19 protein-coding genes and 1 pseudogene are annotated in these 21,153 nt (G+C 59.7%); 2 read left to right on the top strand and 18 right to left on the bottom strand.

All coding sequences use genetic code 11. The annotated features are described in order from the left end of the window. Window positions 1-19 precede the first annotated feature (19 nt). Window positions 20-1,045: a LacI family DNA-binding transcriptional regulator gene (locus CLV41_RS24255; RefSeq protein ID WP_103225073.1), complete on the bottom strand. Its 1,026-nt coding sequence runs from the start codon at window positions 1,043-1,045 to the stop codon at window positions 20-22. Between the two features lie 416 nt (window positions 1,046-1,461). Then, window positions 1,462-2,631: a M20 aminoacylase family protein gene (locus tag CLV41_RS24250; protein WP_103225072.1), complete on the bottom strand. Its 1,170-nt coding sequence runs from the start codon at window positions 2,629-2,631 to the stop codon at window positions 1,462-1,464. A 124-nt stretch (window positions 2,632-2,755) separates the two neighbouring features. On the opposite strand from CLV41_RS24250, the gene CLV41_RS24245 reads away from it, so the two are divergent. Further along, the gene (locus CLV41_RS24245; protein WP_103225071.1) at window positions 2,756-3,466 is read left to right on the top strand and encodes a phosphoribosyltransferase; all 711 of its coding nucleotides are present in this window, start codon (window positions 2,756-2,758) and stop codon (window positions 3,464-3,466) included. A 6-nt stretch (window positions 3,467-3,472) separates the two neighbouring features. Here CLV41_RS24245 and CLV41_RS24240 read toward each other — a convergent pair whose 3' ends face one another. From CLV41_RS24240 to CLV41_RS24195, 10 genes are all read right to left on the bottom strand, one after another. Next, window positions 3,473-4,549: an ABC transporter ATP-binding protein gene (locus tag CLV41_RS24240; protein ID WP_103225070.1), complete on the bottom strand. Its 1,077-nt coding sequence runs from the start codon at window positions 4,547-4,549 to the stop codon at window positions 3,473-3,475. An 11-nt stretch (window positions 4,550-4,560) separates the two neighbouring features. Further along, window positions 4,561-5,403, bottom strand: coding sequence for a carbohydrate ABC transporter permease (locus CLV41_RS24235; protein ID WP_103225069.1), 843 nt, complete (start codon window positions 5,401-5,403; stop codon window positions 4,561-4,563). An 8-nt stretch (window positions 5,404-5,411) separates the two neighbouring features. Then, window positions 5,412-6,341, bottom strand: a complete 930-nt coding sequence (locus tag CLV41_RS24230; protein WP_103225068.1) for a carbohydrate ABC transporter permease — start codon at window positions 6,339-6,341, stop codon at window positions 5,412-5,414. Next, window positions 6,338-7,594, bottom strand: coding sequence for an ABC transporter substrate-binding protein (locus CLV41_RS24225; protein ID WP_103225067.1), 1,257 nt, complete (start codon window positions 7,592-7,594; stop codon window positions 6,338-6,340). Before CLV41_RS24225 ends, CLV41_RS24230 begins: the two co-directional genes overlap by 4 nt. Before the next feature lie 46 nt (window positions 7,595-7,640). Next, a complete protein-coding gene (locus CLV41_RS24220) occupies window positions 7,641-8,807 on the bottom strand; it encodes an aminotransferase class I/II-fold pyridoxal phosphate-dependent enzyme (RefSeq protein WP_103225066.1) in 1,167 nt (388 codons plus the stop codon). Then, entirely contained in the window at window positions 8,800-9,528 is a 729-nt protein-coding gene (locus CLV41_RS24215) for a FadR/GntR family transcriptional regulator (protein WP_103225065.1), read from the bottom strand. The genes CLV41_RS24220 and CLV41_RS24215 overlap by 8 nt, the downstream gene beginning before the upstream one ends. A gap of 399 nt (window positions 9,529-9,927) precedes the next feature. Continuing rightward, entirely contained in the window at window positions 9,928-10,827 is a 900-nt protein-coding gene (locus CLV41_RS24210) for a hypothetical protein (RefSeq protein ID WP_103225064.1), read from the bottom strand. A gap of 488 nt (window positions 10,828-11,315) precedes the next feature. Continuing rightward, window positions 11,316-13,454 (bottom strand): S8 family serine peptidase, encoded by a 2,139-nt coding sequence (locus CLV41_RS24205; RefSeq protein WP_103225063.1) that lies wholly within the window; start codon window positions 13,452-13,454, stop codon window positions 11,316-11,318. Between the two features lie 14 nt (window positions 13,455-13,468). Beyond that, window positions 13,469-14,596, bottom strand: coding sequence for a phosphatase PAP2 family protein (locus tag CLV41_RS24200; RefSeq protein WP_103225062.1), 1,128 nt, complete (start codon window positions 14,594-14,596; stop codon window positions 13,469-13,471). A 29-nt stretch (window positions 14,597-14,625) separates the two neighbouring features. Then, window positions 14,626-16,269: a hypothetical protein gene (locus CLV41_RS24195; protein ID WP_103225061.1), complete on the bottom strand. Its 1,644-nt coding sequence runs from the start codon at window positions 16,267-16,269 to the stop codon at window positions 14,626-14,628. 144 nt (window positions 16,270-16,413) lie between these two features. Here CLV41_RS24195 and CLV41_RS24190 point away from each other — a divergent pair, with 144 nt between their 5' ends. Continuing rightward, window positions 16,414-16,614, top strand: coding sequence for a hypothetical protein (locus tag CLV41_RS24190; protein WP_103225060.1), 201 nt, complete (start codon window positions 16,414-16,416; stop codon window positions 16,612-16,614). Window positions 16,615-17,026: 412 nt separating this feature from the next. On the opposite strand, the gene CLV41_RS24185 is transcribed toward CLV41_RS24190, so the two are convergent. From CLV41_RS24185 to CLV41_RS28225, 6 genes and pseudogenes are all read right to left on the bottom strand, one after another. After that, window positions 17,027-17,422: a RidA family protein gene (locus CLV41_RS24185; RefSeq protein WP_103225059.1), complete on the bottom strand. Its 396-nt coding sequence runs from the start codon at window positions 17,420-17,422 to the stop codon at window positions 17,027-17,029. A gap of 174 nt (window positions 17,423-17,596) precedes the next feature. Further along, window positions 17,597-18,283, bottom strand: coding sequence for an ABC transporter ATP-binding protein (locus CLV41_RS24180; RefSeq protein WP_103225058.1), 687 nt, complete (start codon window positions 18,281-18,283; stop codon window positions 17,597-17,599). Beyond that, entirely contained in the window at window positions 18,280-19,062 is a 783-nt protein-coding gene (locus CLV41_RS24175; RefSeq protein ID WP_103225057.1) for an ABC transporter ATP-binding protein, read from the bottom strand. Before CLV41_RS24175 ends, CLV41_RS24180 begins: the two co-directional genes overlap by 4 nt. Next, window positions 19,055-20,038 carry a branched-chain amino acid ABC transporter permease gene (locus CLV41_RS24170; RefSeq protein WP_103225056.1) on the bottom strand — a complete coding sequence of 328 codons (984 nt, stop codon included), beginning with the start codon at window positions 20,036-20,038 and terminating at the stop codon, window positions 19,055-19,057. The genes CLV41_RS24175 and CLV41_RS24170 overlap by 8 nt, the downstream gene beginning before the upstream one ends. Further along, on the bottom strand, window positions 20,035-20,955 hold the full coding sequence (locus tag CLV41_RS24165) for a branched-chain amino acid ABC transporter permease (RefSeq protein WP_103225143.1): 921 nt from the start codon (window positions 20,953-20,955) through the stop codon (window positions 20,035-20,037). Before CLV41_RS24165 ends, CLV41_RS24170 begins: the two co-directional genes overlap by 4 nt. 72 nt (window positions 20,956-21,027) lie before the next feature. Next, a pseudogene (locus CLV41_RS28225) lies at window positions 21,028-21,153 on the bottom strand (ABC transporter substrate-binding protein); the annotation flags it as partial.

The following is a 21,153-nucleotide window of genomic DNA, read 5'->3' as shown; positions in this document are numbered from 1 at the left end:
TGGTGGTGGTGCGTTGCTTTTATTTTTTCGTCGGAGGTGCAACAGAATCCCGTACGACGATTTCGACCGGCAGCAGTTCTTCGGACGCAAGGGGGGCATCCGGCTGCCAATCGGTATCCATGAGAAGAAAGAGGGCGCGCTGGCCTAATTTGCGCACCGGCTGCCGGATTGCCGTCAGGGGCGGTCCGAAAAGATGCAAGGGACCGACGTCGTCAAATCCGATGACGGACACGTCGGCCGGGATTGAAATGCCGCTTTCCCTGAACACCTCAATCAGCCCGATGGCGATTTCGTCCGAGGCGGCGAAGATCGCGGTGGCGGGCAGGTTTTCGGCTATGAACCGGCGCGCGGCCTCCCGGCCGAATTCAATGGTGTAAGCGCCGATGTAACGATCGATCGTAGCCCTATCGCCGTGGGTTTGCTGAAGCGCGCGTTCAAGACCCTTGTAGCGCCGCTGCGTAGAGATCATTTCCTCAGGACCTCCGATGTAGAGAACCCGGTGGTGGCCGAATTCCGCCAGATGGCGGCCCACCAGAAAGCCGCCGTTCTCGTTGTCGCAAAAGAGCTTGGGTACGGTCGCCAGAGGGACGTCTTCGTCGACGACCACGACCTTTCCGGTGCGATTGATCAATTCCGCCAGGTCACCGTTGTCCGGGTGATTGGTAACAAAGACCAGGCCGTCCACATGGTTGCGCTCGATCCGGCTCAAATAGGCCAGTTCCCTGTCGGCGCGGTTGAGGGTGGCATAAAGCGTCACCGCCAAACCGCGACTGTCCGCTTCTTCTTCAACCGCGGCAACCAGCGTAGCGAAAAAGGGATTGGCGATATCCGGAACGACCAGACCGATTGTATCCGTCTGGCCCCGGCTCAGCCGCCGGGCATGCGGGTTCGGTTCGTACTTGAGCCGGGCAATGGAAGACTCGATGCGTTTTTTTGTGGAGTCAGGCAAGTCCAGTTTGCCATTGAGAAAGCGTGAGACAGTTGTCACGGAGACACCGGCTTCCTTGGCTACATCCTTCAGACTTGTCGTTCTTCGCTCGGCCATATCCGTCCCGTAAAGCGATTTAGTAAATCGGTTTACAAAACCTGATCCATATGTTTCCGGCTGTCAAATGGATTCCCGTTACCATGACGATGAAAAAATAGGCATGCCCGAAACAGGCCCTTGGATACACCGCGTTCGAAGAAAACCCGTTCCCACCGAGGGGCTTTCGTAACGCATCGCGATGGTTGGACTTGTTGGTCTACCGCTATTGCGCAAGATGCCGCTTTGCGTATTGCCGGAGTCTTGGGCAGTTGTTTTGTCTTTGGCGGATGTTTTCTCGATTGCCGGCACTCGAGACGTCAAAGCTCAAGCCGCCAGCGCCGGCGAACTCAGACAGCGTTGCGAACCAGATCCTTCGCAAATTTCAACTTCGGCCTGCAGGAGCCTGAGCCTCACGGCTTCCGGCAAGGTTGCCGCTACGCCGTCAGTTCGCTTTCGGTCAGCCGGACCCAGAAACCGACGCCGGTCCCGATGGCCGCGTCATTGAAATCATAGGCGGTGTTGTGGTGAAGCGCGCCGTCGACGGCGGGTCCGTTGCCAAGCCAGACATAGGAGCCTGGGACCTCTTCGGAAAAAAACGCGAAATCGTCGCCGGCGGTGGACGGCGGGAAATCTGTTCGCACATTGTTGCCGCAGACCGCACGGGCGGCCTCCAGTGCCCGCTCCGTGACGTCCGGATTGTTCACCACGGGCGGAATCCGCCGGATGAAATCATAATCGGCGGCAATCCCGAACATGATGGCAACGCCCCGGACGAGGCGGCCGATCTCCGTCTCGAGCTGATCCCTGACTACCGGCGAATAGGCCCGCGCCGTCCCGCCGATTTCGACGAAGTCCGGAATGACATTCAGGGCATTGGGGTCCCCGGCATGAACCGAGCAGGCGCTGACGACCGCGGGCTGCAGAGGGTCCACCACCCGGCCGACAATCGTCTGAAGGCTTGCCAGGAAATGGCCGCAAGCCGTCACCGGGTCCTTGCCCAGATGCGGTTTGGCGCCATGGGTTCCAACCCCCTGGAAAGTGACCTTCCAGCTATCGGAGGATGCAAGCTGCGGTCCCGCCGTGACCGCCATCTCATCCACGGCGAGGCCGGGCATGTTGTGCAGGCCGTAGACCGCATCGCAGGGGAAGAGATCGAACAGGCCGTCCTCCACCATTTTCCGCGCGCCGCCCCGGCCTTCCTCTGCCGGCTGGAAGATGAAATGGACTGTGCCGTTGAAATGCCGGGTCCTTGCAAGATATCGCGCGGCCCCCAGCAGCAGAGTTGTATGCCCGTCATGACCGCAGGCATGCATCTTGCCCGGAACCGTGGATTTGTAAGGCCGGTCCGCCGTCTCCGGCATGGCAAGGGCATCCATGTCCGCTCGCAGGCCTATGCGGCGCGGCCCGTTGCCGTTCGTCAGCGTGCCGACGACGCCCGTACCGCCCAGGCCCTGGTGCACGGTTACACCGGCCTCTTTCAGGAGATCGGCAACGATGGCGCTTGTGCGCACTTCCTCAAAACCAAGCTCGGGATGGGCATGCAGGTTATGCCGGAGATTCTTGAGAAATGTCAGTTCCTCCGCATCCAGCGATATCTTGGTCATCGGATTTGTTGATCCTTTCGAGGAAGAAAAGGCTGAACCCCGTTCCGGACCGGACAAGGCGGCCGGGATCTGATAAATCCCGCGATAAGCGGATTTATCATAGTCGAACCCCGGAAAGCAGACAATGATCGGCGACGTCTTCGAAAAAGAACCCCATGTTTTCTGGCAGGAAACCGTCCCGGCGGGCACCTTCGAAACCTCTCCGCCGGACGGGCACCGGATCTTCTTTCCCGCCTTGCTGCCGGACGGAGACCAACTCGCGCTGCCGATCCGCGAACTGGCGGATGGTCAATCGGCTCTGGCGTCTCTCATCGTCAATCAGGCGTCCTTCGAAGTCGTCGACCGGCTGGCCGCGGCGCTTGCCGGGCTTGCCCGTCCCTTCTCACCGGACGTGGTGGTCGGCCTGCCGACGCTCGGCCTGACCCTGGCGGCCCCGGCCGCGCGCAACCTCGGCCACAGCCGCTTCGTCGCTTTAAGTACCTCGCGCAAATTCTGGTACCGGGACGAGCTCTCCGTTCCCCTGCGCTCGATCACCAGCCCGGACCAGACGAAACGCCTTTATCTCGATCCGCGCATGCTGCCGCTTTTGAAGGGCAGACGGGTGTTGCTGGTCGACGATGTCCTGAGCAGCGGCACCTCCATCCTCGCAGGGCTTCGCCTGCTGAAACTCTGCGGCATCGAACCGGTGGCGATCGGCGCCGCAATGCTTCAGACGATGCGCTGGAAAGAAGCGCTGGAGCAGGAAGAAAGCGGCCTGCCGGAACGGGTTATCGGCGTCTTCAGGACACCGAAGCTCATCCGCCACCCCGGCGGCGGATGGCAGCCGGAAGCGTAGGACAAATCAGCCTGAACCCAGGACAGTGTCCAGCCTTTGGCCGTCCGGAGCGAAGAGATGGACCTTGTCGAGCTCCAGCGCAATGTGGACGGGGTCGCCTGTCTTCAGCGGGAAATGCCCGTGCTGGCGGACAAGCACCTGCCCGATAGACGGCACATGCGCGTGAATGTTCGTGTCCGACCCCAGATGCTCGACCAGTTCCGCCTTTCCGGAGAAATGCGCGGATCCTTGCGGAACGATGTTCAAATGCTCGGGCCGCACACCCAGGTCACAGGCAACGGGACGCTCCGCTCCGGGTGAGATCCCGATCACCGTGCCGTCTTTCAGAAGTACACCCTTGTCCGTCGGTTCGACCTCCAGAATGTTCATGGTCGGAGACCCGATGAACTGGGCGACGAACCGGTTGGCCGGGCGTTCGTAAAGGTCCAGCGGCGTCCCGACCTGCTGGATCTTGCCCGCATTCAGCACCACGATCCTGTCGGCGAGGGTCAAAGCCTCGACCTGATCGTGAGTGACGTAGATCATGGTCGTTTCCAGGCGCTGATGCAGCCGGGCGATTTCCAGGCGCATCTCTACCCGCAGCGCGGCGTCCAGGTTGGACAGCGGTTCGTCGAACAGGAACGCGCTCGGATCGCGGACGATCGCCCGGCCCATGGCAACACGCTGGCGCTGACCGCCCGACAAGGCCTTCGGCAGGCGGGCGGTCAACGATGTGAGGCCAAGCGTCTTGGCCGCATCGCGCACCTTGTCTGCCCGCTCCTGCGAGGGAGCTTTGCGGATTTCGAGTGAAAACCCCATGTTGCGGGCAACATCCATATGCGGATAAAGCGCGTAGGACTGGAACACCATCGCCATGTCCCTGTCGCGCGGCTGCACCTCGTTCATGCGCCGCCCATCGACCCGGAACTCGCCTTCCGTGATCGGCTCCAGTCCTGCGATCATGCGCAGGAGTGTCGATTTCCCGCAGCCGGACGGGCCGACCAGCACAATGAATTCGCCATCCTCGATTTCCAGGTTGATGTCACGCATGACTTCAACGGGACCGTAGTTCTTGGCGATATTCTGCAGTTCGATGCGTGCCATGCTGAAACGCCCTACCCTTTGACGGCTCCGGAGGTCAGCCCCTGGACCAGATACCGCTGGATGAAGATGAAGAAGAGGCAGGACGGCACCAGCGCGAGCACGCCGGCCGCCATCATCTGCCCCCAGTCGACCGAGAATTTCGAAACGAAGGTCAACAGCCCGACCGGAAAGGTCATGGTGTCGTTCGAGTTGATCAGCATGAGCGCGAACAGCAATTCGCTCCAGGCCGCCGTGAAGATGAACCCGAGCGTGGCGCCGAGGCCCGGCAGGGTCAGCGGCAGGACGATCTTTCGGAGCGCCTGAAAGCGCGTGCATCCATCCATCATGCCGGCCTCCTCCAGATCCTTCGGAATACCGTCGAAGAAGGACTGCATCAGGAAGGTCGCGAAAGGTATGTTGAAGGCCGTGTAGACGATGATCAGGCTGGTGAGCGAATTGAGCAGCCCGACCGCCGCGACGATCTTGTAGATCGGTGCGATGATCATCAGCAGCGGAAACATCTGCGTGATCAGCATGATGGCCACCACGAGCCGCTTGCCGCGGAAATCGAAGCGCGAGAAGGCGTAGCCGGCCGCCGCCGCGATGCAGGTCGTGATCGCGGCGGTGGTGATCGAGACGACAAGGCTGTTCCGGAAATAGAACAGGAAGTCGGTCGCCAGCAGAACCGAGCGGAAATTCTCCAGCGTGAAGCTGCTCGGAATCAGCGCGGTTCCCTCCGTGTAGATCAGCTTGTCCGGCGTGACCGCGATCTTGGCGAGCCAATAGAGGGGAAACAGGGCGAAGCCGACATAAAGCGCCAGAGCCAGATATTTGCCGGTAATCGCCAGAGGCGAACTGTGACGATGCGCACTCATGACGAACCTCAGATCTTTACCAGCTTGCGGCGCAGGACCAGCAGGACCGCGGCATAGACGAGCAGCAGCCCCAGGAGCGCCACGGCAATCGCCGACGCATAGCCGAAGTCGAGCTTCCGGAACGCGGTGGTGAAAATATAGGTCGACAGGATCTGTGTCGAATTGGCCGGCCCGCCCCCCGTCATGACGAAGATCAGATCGGCGAAATTGGCGATCCAGATTGTCCGCAGCATGACGGTGATGGCGATCATTGGCGCCAGGAACGGCAGCGTGATCTTGGTGAACATCTGCCAGGCCGATGCCCCGTCGATCTCCGCGGCCTCGTAGAGCTCACCCGGGATCGACTGAAGGGCGGCCAGCAGGGTGATGGCGAAAAACGGAATGCCGAACCAGACATTGGCCGTGATCGGCCCCCACATGGCGAGGTTCGGGTCGCCGAGGATATTGAACGGCTCGGGCAGGATGCCGAGCGCCGCGAGCCAGTGCGGCAACGGGCCGATGGTGGGGTTGAAGAGCCAGGCCCAGGTCAGCGCCGACAGGAATGTCGGGACCGCCCAGGGCAGGAAAACCAGGGCCTGAACCAGTCGCTTGCCATGAAAGCTCGTGTTGAGCAGCAGCGCCAGGCCGAGGCCGAGAAAGAACTGGAAAGTGATGGATCCGGCCGTCCACCAGAATGTGTTGGTCAGGGCGAGCCAGAATTTCCGGTCGCTCCACAGGGTGCGAAAATTGTCGAACCCCGTCCAGCCCGTCTCGATCGGGCGCAGCAGGTTGACGGACTGGAACGCATAGGAAATTCCGATGACCAGCGGAACAAGCATCACCAGCGCGATCAGGACGAGCGCGGGCGAAAGGTAGACATACGGCTCCACCATGTAGCGCAGATAGAAGGAAGGCCGCGCCCGGGGGATCCCGGGCGCGGTGATTTTTCTCGCAGTCATTGCGCGGCTTTCCACCGGCCGTACTCTTCCGTCAGGAACTCGGCCCAGGTATCGGCCATTTCCTGCGCGCTGATCTGGCCAAGCAGGGCTTCCTGGCTTGTTTCCAGAGCGATGGAATCGGCGAAGTAACCGAACTGCTCAAGATAGGTCGGCATCACCGTCGGGACGTAGTTTTCCCCGTTGAGGGTCTCGAACCAGCCGGCGAACTGCTCGGTCTTGAAGTGGGGATCCTGGTCCGCGCCTTCATGGATCGGAATGACGCCGACGCGCTTCGCCCAGTCCTTGTTTGCTTCCGGGCCGGAAAGATGCGCGATGAGTTTCCAGGACAGGTCCTCGTTCTGCGTGCTGTCGAACATCGCCCAGCCCGCGAAACCGATTGTCGGAAACGCCTTGCCCGCGGGACCGACCGGCATTGGAACAACGGCGAAGTCTTCCGCGTCCATCCGTTCGGCAACCGCGATCAGCGCATCCGGGTCCTGGTCGAGGAACGCGCAGGTGCCCGAATAGAACCCGGCGACGATTTCATTGAAGCCCCAGCTCACGGAATCCTTCGGCGCATAGCCGTTCTGATACATATCGATCAGGAACTGCAGACCCTCGACGGATCCCGGCTGGTTGAGCGTGCTCTTGCCGTTCTCGTCGAAGAAAGTGTTATCGCCGTTCATGGTCGCGGCCATCATGATCCAGCCGTTCAGACCGCCCGGACCGCCGCGCAGGCAGTAACCGTATTTGCCGTCCAGCTCGGAAACCGCCTTGGAGGCCGCCATGAAGTCTTCCATGGTTTTCGGCGGCTCCTTGACGCCCGCTTCCTCAAGCAGCTTCTTGTTGTAGAACAGGGCGCGCAGATAGAAGCCGTAAGGGATCATCCGGGCGGTCTTGCCGTCCGTCTGGCGGCCCATGTCCAGGGCCTTCTGGGTCAGCGTCTTGCCGTATTCCCAGTCCGCGATCCTGCTGTTCAGGTCGACAAGCTTGTCCTTGTAGATCCCCGCCCAGCGGTCAGGCATTTCCACCACATCGGGAATGTCGCCGCCGGCCACCATGGTCGCGAATTTTTCGAACGCCTGCCCCCAGGGCAACGAGACGATCTCGACTTCGGTTCCCGGATTGGCCGCTTCGAAAGCATCCACCTGTTTTTGAAGAACTTCCGTCCGCTCCGGGCTTGTGATGACCTCCACAAGCTTCAGGGTCTCTGCACTTGCCGCTGATCCGGCAAGAAATGCCAATGCACTGATGGCTCCTATTAGTCCTCTCATAATCTGCTCCGCTCCTCTTTAAGGTTTATGATTTGAAAGCGCCGTCTTATTGCCGGGCGCTTGTCCTCAGGGCCGCCTCGAAGTCGGCCCAAAGATCGTTGGGGTCTTCCAGACCCAGGCTCAGACGCACGATCCTGTCGGAGACGCCAAAGCGTTGCATGGAATTCTGTTCACCGGCCTGCCTGAGGCCGATCCGCGTCGGCAGGATCAGGCTCTCGAAGCCGCCCCAGCTGACACCGAGACGGAACAGCTTCAGCCTGTCCGCGAGCTCCGGAATATCGATGCTCTCATCCAGCTCGACCGAAAGGAGGCCTGACCGTCCGCTCAAGCCCGGCACCATGTTGGGACCTGGCGACATGACAGCCGTGACGTTGGGATGGCAGGAAAGCCTGTCGACGAACAGGTTCGCCGACGCCTGGTGCTGGCGCATGCGGGCGCCCAGCGTGCGCAGACCCCGCGTCAGCAGGAACGCCTCGAAGGGCGCAAGCTTGCCGCCCAGCAGCGTCAGGGTCAGGTCGCGGATGCGGTTGATGAGGTCCGCGCGGGCGATCACCACGCCGGCGACCGTATCCGAATGGCCCGACAGATATTTGGATGCCGAATGAATGACGATATCGATGCCGAGCGTCAGCGGCCGCTGGAACAGGGGCGTCGCCCAGGAATTGTCCACGGCTGTCAGCGTTCCGTGACGTTTGGCATGAGCGGCCACCGCCGCCAGGTCCATCGTCTGGAAGACCACAGAGTTCGGGCTTTCCAGATAGGCGAGCTTTACCCCCTCAAGCAGATCCGGATCGTTCTGGAACGCCTCGGCGGAATGGTAGGAAACCTCGACGCCGAAAGGACGCAACATGCGCTCGAACAGCCGGTAGGCGTCCGGATAGACATGCTCCACGCAGGCGATACGGTCGCCCGGTTGAACGAAAGCGAAGACCGTGGAGGAAATAGCCGCCATTCCGGATGCGAAACCGACCGCGGCCTCGCCCTCTTCCGCGACCGCGACCAGATTCTCGAACGCGGCGACGGTCGGGTTCTGAACCCGCGTATAGAGCGGATCGGCCGACCGGCCCGCCATCCGGTCTTCAAAGGCCTGATAGCTGTCGAAGGTGAACAGCGAGGTCTGCACGATGGGCGGCACCGCGGCCCCGCCAAAGCCGGTTGCCGCCGCTGCCAGCAAGGTATCGATGGAATAGGGATCCGGCACGGTCTCAGCCATGATGTTCCTCGGAAATTTTCTGCGTCTCTGTGCAAACCATGTCGATGATCGTCGCGGTCAGCCCGGCGGCCTTTTCCTCGTCCCCGGCGATGATCGCATCCGCCAGCGGACGGTGTAGCGGGATGGTGTCCTCGCCGAGATGGGCCTTGCCGAACGGCGTGTCGTAGATGTCGTGGAAACACTTCTGGATCTGCTCGACGAACTGGCGGAACAGGGGATTGCCCGTCGCGTCGTGGATGGCGTTGTGAAACCTGTGATCGGCCGGGCGCCAGTCTTCTCCGGCCTCGAAGACCGCCATCAGTTCCGCCGCCCGCGCGTTTATGAGCTTGCGCTGTTCCGGCGTCGCGAGACGGGCGGCGATCCGCACCGCCTCGATTTCAAGCGGGCGCCGCACCTGCAGCATCCTCAGAAGGCTGATCGCCTCGTGTTTGATCGTCAGCGCCACGCGCACGGTGTTGCGGGAGATCTCGGCCGTGAGCCGGGTTCCCGCCCCCTTGTTGCGGCTGACAACACCCATGCTTTCCCAGGTTTTCAGAGTCTCGCGGATGGTCGACCGGCCAAAACCGAGACGCTGAACAAGATCGAGTTCAGGCGGCAGGCGGTCCCCCACCTTCAGCCCTTCCTCCTCGATCAGCCTGATGAGGGCACGCGGTACGTCCCACGGACCGTCATCCCGATCCGCGTCCTTGTCAAAACGTTTCTGCGCTGGATTCTGCGGCATGGACCGGGAGCGACCTTTCTCATTGTTCTCATTCACGATATCACTTTGTCTGACATTGTAAATACTTTGTCAGACAATGTTTTTTTGAACAAGAAGGAAAGGCGTAAGTTATTGATATTTATTAATATACATGGAAAGAGTCTTTGATGTCGGCGGAAAATTCGATCATGGAACCACAATAAAAGCGGCAAATCGCCCGCCGGCGGCATGCAGCACGCACCCGCGCATTCACCCCGGCAGGCGACCGCTGGGGACGCCTGCCGGGGAGTTGGGAAAGGATCGACAATCAGGCAGGTGCCGCCCGGCGTGAAAGGTCTCTGAGGACACCGCTTATTTCAGGGTGGATGTCTTCAGTCGGGAGGAATTGGCCTCAGTCAGACCGGGCGGCGTTCGCGAAAGTCACATGGACGGATAGCCGTCGATGACGTTTCGGTAGAAAGCCGCGATGTCTTTCGAGGCCTCCAGATCCGGGTGCATCTCGTCGGTCCAGCGTCCGCGGACGATGTTGCGAATGTCGACGACCGTCACATTGGCGTGTTTTTCGGAAACCTCCTCCAGCATGCCGTAGAACCGGTCGATGACATGGGCCAGAATTTCCGCGATCAGTTCCTTGTCCGCCCCCATGTCGAAACTCCGCCGCACGAACGGCCTGCCCAGCCAGGGACCGTCGGCACGGGCCACGGGATAGTCGTAGCCATGGACAAGCATCTGCGTTCCGGGTGAGGTGTTTCTCACATACCGCGCGATGTCCAGATATCCGTCCTTGAGCTTGCCGAGGATGGCGTCGAGCCTGTCGGGCATCAGATAGTCCTCGGGCTTGCCGGAGCCGTTTCCGGCACTGCGGTCCTTCAAAAGCTTTTGCAGCACACCGCATCCGAGAATTTCGTTGCCACCGCCGGAAAAGACGAAATAGTCGAAACGTCCCTTATCGATATGCAGCTTGAAGGGTTTTCTTTCGACCACCTGAGCGAATGTGATGCTCGGCCAGGCGGTGCTCGCGGTTTCGTAGTAACCTTCCAGCACATCGAAGAAAGTCTTGTTGTAACCGAGGAAACGCGACACTTCGATCAGAACGTTGACCCAGGCGTCACCGCCGGCGCAAACACTGGTAGGCGATCGCCGTATCCTGTGCGCAAGCGCATCGTCACCCTTGCCGATCGCGGACCATTCCACCGCCACCTGCTCCGGTGTCAGGGGAGCCCTGTTCTCATCGAGGATGTGATAAACAAGGCATTTGTTCGGATCTTTTTCAAATCTCGTATTATTCAGTACCGTTGCTTCCAGGACTTCAGCGTACATGTCTACCTCCTAAGCCGGGCAGATTGCAGTAGTCAGCGCGTGCAGGGACCGCGGGATCCGCAAGCAATACTGCGCGGTCCAGCGGTCGATGGGGCACGTCACCCAGGACCATGGTTCCAAGCGGCTCTTCCGCGGACGAGCGGATGCGGCGTGAAACCGGAACATTTCGGGGGACCTGCGATTGAACTGACATCTTTCCATTCCTGCCAACAATGTGGCCTGCTCCTTGAGGCATGACAGTCCCTCGAGCCGCCTGATCCCAGGCGGCACCGGAAAACAATTTGTCATGTTGCCAAGGAGAGGTCGTTCAAAGCGAAATCATATGATCTCGAGACAACTCTCTTATACCGGAGCCGCATCATTGCGCCTTCCGACATCAGTAATAATAAGCAATTTCGATTTGGAAGCTCGTGAGAAAAGCGTGAATGAACCGTTCCAAAAACAAATGGCCCGGTGAATACCGGGCCAGATCGATAATATAAATTATTTTATATTATGAGGAAGTTTCCGAGTCTGGCGCAAGCTTCCTTATCGTTGTCCGGAAGGCGGATCTTTTTCAGTAATGGAAGATAATTTTTCTTTCCGGCCTTCTCGACTTCCTCAGGTGAGCAGGTCGCGAAGGCTTCCGAAAGCCGCCTTGCCACCAGGGGCGCCGCGACACTCGTTCCCTGCACGACCGCGTAGGACCCGCTGCGGGTCCCCGCCCCGATCATCCCCGGCAGGACATTCGACCGGTCCGCTTGCGCGGTACAGTCAACGGTGCCGACCGGATTATCCGCGGACACCTTGCCGGAGGAACTGTAACTTGTTGGGACAGGCTTTTTGGTATCCCAATGTGTCTCCGCGGCGGGTTTGCACCCGGAAACAATCAGCGTTGTTTCGCCGGTCGCCATACCGTTGAGACTTCCAAATCGCCGGACATGGCTGCCGGCGTCATCGCTCTGGGATTGTTCACCGCGATCATTGTAGATGCGGTAGCGCGGATCGCCCAGATAGCTCTGCCGGCTCCCTTTTTGAAAAGCCTCCAGATCCAGATCGCGTTGAACCCAGAGATTGATCGGCGGATGGTCAACTGGCCCACCCTTTCCACGCTTCAATGTGACCCGCCAATCACCGGCAGGCGCTGCGGGGAGATCAAGATCGTCCGGTTCACTCGGAGCCAGCGCGATCACGACACGCCAGCGCCCCGACGTGCGATGGTTGTCGAGACTCATCTGACCGACATGCGGAGCGGGATGACGGTTACCGAGCCGTATGACTTCAAAGTTACGCGGGTCGCCATTTTCGAAATCGGCGTTCGGCTTGAGCTTCAGCGCGGCACTGGCTTTTTTAAAAGGTCCCTCGAGCTCGACTGTGAACGCGCCCGGATCAAACCCGGCAGGGAACCAGATTTCCAGATAATTGGACGTCCGGTCGGTCGGCTGAACGGTCCAGGTAAATTCAAATGCACCTGGTTTGAGGTCTTCCGCGGTAATTTCGCCGTGCAGGCGCTGCAGGTAGGTGTTGCCCGATGGAATGACGAGTGCCGTTGCTCTGCCGAGTTCACGGCGCTTTGTCACGATCTCGTTTATTGCCGCCTCAAGTTCGCTCGCCCCGTCATGCCTGCCCGCGGAAAATCCGTAGCTGAAGTTGATGACAACGCGAATATCCTCAACCCCATATCCGGCAGCGATCCTCTCGGCTCGCTCCAGAATGTAATGAACCGCCGAAAGCATATACATGTCTTTGCCGAAGCTCGACGTATCCCACGCGAGTGTGTTGGGAAGCTGCACCGCGATCAGACGGGTTTCCTCCGGCGGGTCAGTGAACTTGTTCGGGTCATAGCCCGCAGCAGCATCCATGATATGCGCACCATGGGTGGCGAGCCGATTGATTGCCGCAGGTGATCCGAACTGTTCGGAGGACACCCCTGCGCCGGCATAGAGCGCATCCTCGTCATCGTTTTCACGAATGAACCGTTCAATCACATCACGGGTGTACTCCCTGCCGAAAAGAACGCTCGAGGCCTCTGCGCCCGGCTTTTTGTCGGCCGACTGAACCCAGCAGAATTCAACGCGCGTCCTAAGGCCGTCGGCGGCCCTGAAATTGCGATGGGCAAAGGGAATGCCGTCGTCGATGACCGCCAGAACATTGATGACCTTGCCCTGGCTGTTTTTTCTGACCTCGGGATCCGGTGACCAGTCGGGATCCGCCGGAAGGGTGCCGATGTCGTCATGCATCGCGGCCGGGGCTACCGGAAACGCCATTCGAAAGCGGGGCTCATCGATCCCCTGGAACTGGACGGCTTCCTGAAGATCTACCCGCAAACTCTTCAGGCCGATCTCGCCTCTCGCTTTATTTTCGACAACAATCGGCCAGAACCGCAGGGGTATGTTTTCGCTTTTGCCCCAGACAGTAGGCAGCCACATCCGTCGGCCGGCCGTCGAGGCCGTGCTTGCAAGAAGCTCAGGCTTCCTCGGTGACGGATGTTCGGCGAGAGCCGTTAGAAAGTGGTTGTCGTTTTCGCGGAAGACGGGAAAGGCATAGGGTCTTCCGATCCCGAAATTCCAGGCTTCGTAAGGGCCGAGATAGCTCTCGAGCGCGGCGATGGAATTCCCATCGCCGCTTGCAGTGCTTGCGTCAGTCATGTCAGAGCTCCCGCTTACTGGTCGAACTCGCCGACCGCTCTCTCCCAGAGCCATTCAAACAGGGAACTTTTTGCGACCTTGCAATTCTGGAGTTCGCTCACGCCATGGTCTTTCCAGACGGGATCCCTGTAATGGGCGAGCATGAAATCGGAGTCCGCCTTTGCTTCATATTTCAGGCCGGTCATGAGCTGTGAAACGCCACATTTGTTCAAAACGATTTCGCCGATCATTTTACCAAGCAACGCTCCAGCCCAACTGTCGACCGGATAGTGCACGCCGGCGACAGTCCGGCTCACCGCAACCCGTTCCGCCTGTTTACGCACCAGCTTCTTGCGCTTGTCAGGGTCGGGATAGTGGGACTTTTTCTCGTCGATCAAACCTTCCAGCACGCGCGCAACGGCAAAGGCCTCCGTCGCGTGGGCACTTGGAAAGCTCCCGTGCCCCGGAGTGGTGATCATCGGTAGAACGGTCGCATCAATCCGATCCGGTCGACGAATAGCCAGATGATGTTTGACGATCATGGCAACGTGCGAGGCCAGAACCTGCGTGATCGCGATCAGCTCCAGAGTTTTCGGGTTGCGTGCCGGATAAAGGCCCAGGATCATGGCGAAATAGGGCGTCGGGAAGCCGAGCTGGCTGAGTATTTCGGGGGTCCGTTCCGGCCTTTGATCGATATAGGACCGGACGATCTTCACCTGTTGCTCGAACACGGACATCTCCGGACGGGTCACCTCGAAAAACGGCTGGGCACTGCCGCCACGGGCCTGATGCGACAGGACGACGGCGCCGTTCGGCTCCTCTCGTATGTCCCAGTGCAGTTCGCTCAAAAAGTCGCTGAGATAAAGCGACGCCCTCACCCAATCCGCCCATTTATCCAGATTGTCCGAAGAGGAAAACTTGAGCTCTTTCGGCGTGTGCGCCGCTGCGTCGCCGGCCGCGTGAGAGATCGCCTGCGCACTTGTCTGCAATCCCTGAACCGTGAGCGGGTCGAGAGCCGGACCCGCACCGGCGCCGAGAAAGCTGCCAATTCCTGTCAGATTCAAATTTCCAACGCCGCCTACTCCACCGACACCCCCAACACCGCCGACACCCCCAACACCACCGACACCACCGACACCACCGACACCACCGAAATAGGCCATTTCGCCCTCCACTTAAGAATAAACTATTGTTAAAATCCAACCGCGCTTAACGCGCGTGCAACATTCTGCCCAAGATGATAATCCGCCGCCGGATGCGCGCGCATATATGCTTCGACTGAAAACCCCGGTTGCCTGCGACGAAGTTCCTCGCCGACATCCCGTGCTTCTTCTGTCCTATCCAGAAAATGGAGCGCCGTTATCTTGGCGCGCAGCGTAGACAAATGGCGCTGATTGCGCTCCAGCGACATATCGGCGAACTTCAAGGCCTGCGTGTAGTCCCCTGCCGACAGGTAGGCTGTGGAGCACAGAGAATCGAAAAAATATTTGAACGGGTCGATGGGGGAAAGTTGACGTGCTTTTTCCGCTGCGTGAACCGCCTGTTGCCCGGCGTCCTGAAATGCAAACAAGGCGCCCCGCAACAGCCAGGACAGCGCTTCATTCGGGTTCTCGGTAAGAGCCATTCCGTAGCGTTCGGAAGCAACGTCCAGCCTTCTGAGCAGGTTGTTATGCGCGAATCCGTCAATTGTCAGGCAGAACGCATTCTCGGGATCGATGTCGAGCGCTTTCGCCGTGCTGCCGACAGCGCTTTTGGTATCCTGGGCCGGATCGGAACTCCACCCGTTGACGACACTCAGGATGTGCCACTTGCCACGCCAGGCAAGAACCTCCGCGGACCTCGGAGACCGTTTGACCGCCTCGTCAAGCAACTCGCGGGACTGCGCAAAATCACGGAGGGTCGTCCTGTGCATCAGGCTGACACCGGCCATGAGAAGTCTGTGGTCGGAGATTTCGGTAATGGGACGTCCGCGAACATAATTCAGGGTGTCGGACGCAATGGCACTGCCGACTGCCTGCACGATGTTGGTGAGACCTTGACCCGCATCGCTGATGAAATCCCTGAATTTTCCACTGAAACGGCGGGTCCACAGGATCCGGCCTGAGCTGGCATCCAGAAAATCGACATCGGTGATCACCTGATCGTCCAGCTTGTGAATGTTTCCACTCACGCAGTAATCGACACCAAGCTTGTCACGAATAACCTCAATATCGATCCGTCTCCCGGCAAATGCGCGGCTCGACAGGTGGGAAATAACCGACAGAAGATTGGTTCGCGAAAGGGACCGGCAGATCTCTTCGGCGAACCAGTCTCCAAGAACGGTCAATTCCGGATTGTTCTCGATGCTGAGCAGCGGCAGAACCGTGACTGTGGGTACAGGCGGCCTCGACAGGGAGGAGGAGGACGACGGCCTGAAAAGGGAATAGATCTGGTCAGGACTGGCTCTGATCCCGTTGCACCAGTCGATGAAATCCGGCGACTGAACGTCCAGGCCCTCCAGAAAGGTTCCCTGACCGGGACGGCCCGCGAAAGCGACCTTGCCGAGATCGAGCGTGACCTCGGAATTGTTGGTGGTGATCAGTTGCCCGTAATAGGGGCCCATAGCCGCCTTGATGTCGGAAAGGGCACGGCGCAGGCTTTGGCGGCCCGTGTCGTAGCACGCAACCCCCCAAAGCGTTTCCTGCAGAAAGGTCCGGCTTCTGCAACCGTGCGGAGCCGTCGCCAATAAAGCGAAGATCGCGCGGTGCTTCTTGCCGGTTATTTCGAACGCTCCAGGTTCAGCGGAACGGACGAAACAGGACCCGAACAGGTTTATTTCCAATATTTTGGCGCACATAGCCCATTGCCTCGACAAAAATGCGTAGTTTTATAAAACAGCAGTTCCGTGGCGGAACCAATAGGTTCACACTTTTTTCACGCTCGCAACCGGTTCCATGCCTCTAAACTCACGGCATCGTAAACTTAAAAGTGAGCGCGAGAATTGTCAGCCAAGAGCACGAACATTGATGATGTCGCGGATATCGTCGATTTCTTCCTTGCATGGAATTATCACCGGCAAACCGTGATTCAGATTTGCGAAATAGGTGATTTGAGCGAGCAGCAAAAGAAAACACTGTCCTGGCTGGTGAAGATGGCTGACCGGGTGAGTCTTTCAGATCTTGAAAAAGAGGATCGCGACTAGATCAACTTTCAGACCTGCAATCGGAAACAACTGCAGGTCTGAAAGCAGATCGATTCTAAAGTGGCCGGGCATCCAAAAGAGAGAACGGTACCTGTTTATAGAGGCCGAATTTACTCTAGACGACGCAACGTAATTGAAGCTTTAATGAAGCAAAAATAAAAACAGATTTGACAACTCAGAAAATTTCAAGTATTATAGGTGCGCACTTAGGGAATATGGAAGTGCAAATAATTTTTCAATAAGATCTTTTTTTAGGTAATATTCAGTGGCGGAGGCTCTCTCCGCCACAATTTTCGTTAATTAATTAAATCAACTTGAAAAATATTTGTATAAAAATTTCAAATGTAAGTATTAATAGAAATATCCCTCGCAATATGCCGGTATGGACCGGCTCAAGAGATGACCCTCCATCTCAGCCGATCTGGGCGGTGGCTTCGATCTCGATGAGGGCCTCGTCCTCGATCAGCCCGGCGACCACGACAACCGACATGGCCGGGAAATGCCGGCCGAAGACGCGGCGGTAGGCTTCGCCGACTTCCTTCTGCCGCGCCAGATATGCGCGCTTGTCGGTTATGAACCAGGTCAGACGCACGATATCGGTCACCGCGCCCCCCGCCTCTTCGACGATGGCGGCGATATTGGCGAGCGTCTGCTCCATCTGGGCAACAAAGTCCCCGGTCTCGAAGACCTGATCCCCGTTCCAGCCGATCTGGCCGCCGATATGAAGCGTCCGCCCTTCGGTCAGCACACCGTTTGCGTAGCCTTTCGCGGGAACCCAGCCCTGCGGTTGAACGATCCTGGCCGGCATCTCTCACACTCCCCGCGGCTTGTGCCACGATCCGGTTGGCCTGCCGGCGCAGGCGGACTTGCGATCACTTGAACCTGTTGCCGCCAGTGAAGGACGTGATATGCGCGAGCGTTGGGGAATGGTTGTCATTGTTCCTGTTCTTCCCTATTCCGGTCTTGACCAATTCAGCTTCGGTCAGACCCCTATATATTTATGCGTGACGTCATCGGTGAGGTCGGCAATGGCACCGGCCCACACGGACCGGCCGCGTTCCAGGATGACCGCCCTGTCGCTGATCTCCCGCAGCTCCCGGATCGATTTGTCGATCACCAGGATCGAAAGACCCGTTTCGGCCTTCAACTGACGGATAACGGCCCAGATTTCCTGACGGATGATAGGTGCAAGCCCCTCGGTCGCCTCGTCGAGAATCAGAAGTTTCGGGTTGGTCATCAGCGCCCGGCCGATGGCCAGCATCTGCTGCTCACCGCCCGATAGCGACGCCGCCCGCTGCCCGCGCCGTTCGCCCAGGCGCGGGAACAGCTCAATGACCCGCTCGAAGGTCCAGGCGCCTCGCCGGGCCGCGGCGGTCAGGTTTTCGTGAACCGTCAGACTGCCGAAGCAGCGGCGGCCCTCGGGAACCAGTCCGAGACCCAGCCGCGCGGCGCGATGGCTGGCGAGGTGGGTAAGATCCTTCCCGTTGAACGTCAGGGTACCCGACGCAGGCAGCATCCGGCAGATGCATTTGACCGTCGTGCTCTTGCCCATGCCGTTGCGCCCGAGCAGGGCGAGCACCTCGCCTTCGCCGATTGCGAGGTCCACACCGAAGAGGGCCTGGCTCGCGCCGTAGGAGGCGGTGACATTTTCAAGCGTCAGCAGGCTCATGCCTCATCCCCCAGATAGGCTTCGCGCACAGCCGCGTTGGCACGGATTTCCTCCACGGAACCGGTGGCGATCACTTCGCCATAGACCAGCACGCTGATCCTGTCGGCCAGGGAGAAGACCGCATCCATGTCATGTTCCACCAGAAGGATCGGCGCTTCCTGGCGGAGCTGGTCCAGAAAGCCGGTCAACAGCCTTGAGCCTTCCGGCCCCATTCCGGCCATCGGCTCGTCCATCACCAGGGCTTTCGGGCGCAGTGTCAGCGCCACCGCGACTTCGAGCTGGCGGCGCTGGCCGTGGCTGAGTTCGGCCGTCCGCTGACGGGCAAGGTCCTCAAGGCCGACTCGCAGCAGAGCTTCCTCCGCCGTTTCGGTAAGCGTCCTGTCGTGCAGCGCATCTTTCCAGAACCGCCAGGGCCTGCCGCTGGCGCCCAGGGCGCCGAGAACGGCATTCTGCAGAACCGTATCGTCCATCGCGAGAGAGGAAATCTGGAAGGTCCGGCCGAGCCCGGCCCGGGCCCGCATCCGCGTCGCCTGATGGGTGACGTCCCTCCCCAGAAGGTGAACCGACCCGGCGTCCGGTTTGAGCGTGCCGCAGATCTGCGCGATCAGCGTCGACTTGCCCGCCCCGTTCGGCCCGATGATCGCATGGATCTCTCCGGGCCTCAGATCCAGCGAGATTTCCCGGCTGGCACGCAGGGCGCCGAAACTCTTGCAGATGCCCCGCGTTTCCAGAACAGGTGTTTGCCGGGCAGGTGTCAACGGAACGGATTGTTCAGTCATGGACCGCCTCCCGTCCCGACACCATTCCGATCAGCCCGCCCCGGCCGAACAGCACGATCAGCAGCAGCAGCAGGCCGAGATAGATGTGCCAGAATTCGCTGAGTTCGCCGAGCCAGTGTTCCAGGGCGACGAAGACCAGCGCTCCGACCACAGGTCCGAACAGCCGCCCGACCCCGCCCAGGATCACGAATATCATGATCTCGCCGCTTGTCTGCCAGCTGAACATCACCGGGCTGACGAACCTGTTGAGATCGGCGAACAGGGCTCCCGCCAGTCCGGCGATGGCGCCGGACAGTACAAAGGCGACCAGGCGCAGACGGGCCGGATCGAGGCCGACGGTCTCCACGCGGACCGGCGCCTGACGCGCCGCATTCAGCGCCAGCCCGAACGGCGATTTGGCGAGCCGCCAGACAAAGACAAGCACGAGACACAGAAGCGCCAGGCACAGACCGTAGAACTGGATCGGATCGAGCGTGTTCAGGCCCGGAAAGCCGTTGCGAACATAGATCGACAAGCCGTCCTCGCCGCCGTATTCCGACCAGGAAATGGCGAAGAAAAAGAACATCTGCCCGAAAGCCAGCGTGATCATGATGAAGTAGACGCCGGCCGTGCGCAGCGACAGGATGCCGATCGCCAGCGCGGCAAGGGACGACACGGCGATGGCTGTCAGCCAGATGACCGGCATGGACTTCGTGCCCTCGATCAGCAATGGCCATTCGGCGAGGGCCGTATAGGTCTGCGCGTGGTGGGCGAGAATGCCCATCGCATAGCCGCCGAGCCCGAAGAACACGGCGTGGCCCAGACTGACCAGACCGCCGAGTCCCAGCGCGACATTCAGTCCGATGGCCGCGATGGCGAAGACCGCCGCCCGGGTCATCAGGGTGATGGTGAAAGGCTCGTCCGCCATGACCGCCCAGAGCGGGATCGCCACGAAAAGCGCCAGGGTGAATGCATTCACATGGGTTTCTCTGATCATGCCCGCGCTCCGAACAGTCCGGCAGGCTTGAGAACCAGCACCGCGGCCATCAGCACATAGATCGCCATGGAGGCAAGGGAAGACCCGATCGAGGTCGCCGTTGACGGATCGAAGAAGAGTTTCATGACTTCCGGCAGGAAGATACCGCCCAGCGTATCGGTCAGCCCGACGAGGAGAGCACCGATCAAGGCTCCCTTGATGGAGCCGATGCCGCCGATGACGATAACGACGAAAGCCATGATCAGAACCGGTTCGCCCATGCCGACCTGCACCGACTGAATGGCCCCTACCAGCGCCCCGGCAAAGCCGGCCAGCGCGGCGCCGAGTGCGAAGACGATGGTGTAGAGTTTCGCGATGTCGATCCCCAGGGCGGCAATCATCTCCCGGTCGTTTTCCCCGGCGCGGATCTGCACGCCGAGCCGGGTCTTCGAGATCAGCAGATAAAGCCCCAGCCCGACCGCCAGCCCGATAACGATGAGCGCCAGCCGGTAAAGCGGATACTGGATCCCGCCCGGCAGGGTAATCGGGCCGGACAGATAGTCCGGCACGTCCAGGAACAGCGGGAAAGACCCGAAGATCCAGCGGGTGCCTTCCGAGAAGATCAGGATCAGGGCGAAGGTCGCCAGCACCTGGTCCAGATGGTCCTTCCGGTAGAGCCGCCTTATGACGACCAGTTCCACAAGCGCCCCGGCAATTGCGGCCCCCGCGAGCGCGGCGATCAGCCCGAGCAGAAACGATCCCGTCTTACCGGCAACCGCCGCCGCGCAGAAGGCGCCGATCATGTAGAGCGAGCCATGGGCCAGATTGATCAGCCCCATGACACCGAAGATCAGCGTCAGCCCCGCCGCCATCAGAAACAGCATGATGCCGAACTGAAGACCGTTCAAAATCTGCTCTATGAGCAATATCAGTGACATGAACCCCCGCCCCTGGAGCATCAAAAACGATTGGTAGTCCGCGGCCCGTTTCCAGGCCGCGGACTCAGTGTCTTACATATCGCATTCGGCCCAATAGGCGTCGGCATGGCTGGTCAGCGCCGTGCCGATGATCTTGTTGGTGTAGACATCGCCTTCCTTGATCACCTCGCGGACATGGATGTCCTGGATCGGGTGATG

The sequence above is a fragment of the Roseibium marinum genome (assembly GCF_002906165.1).
GTDB classification, from domain to species: Bacteria; Pseudomonadota; Alphaproteobacteria; order Rhizobiales; family Stappiaceae; genus Roseibium; species Roseibium marinum.
This window is presented reverse-complemented; position numbering and strand designations above follow the sequence as displayed.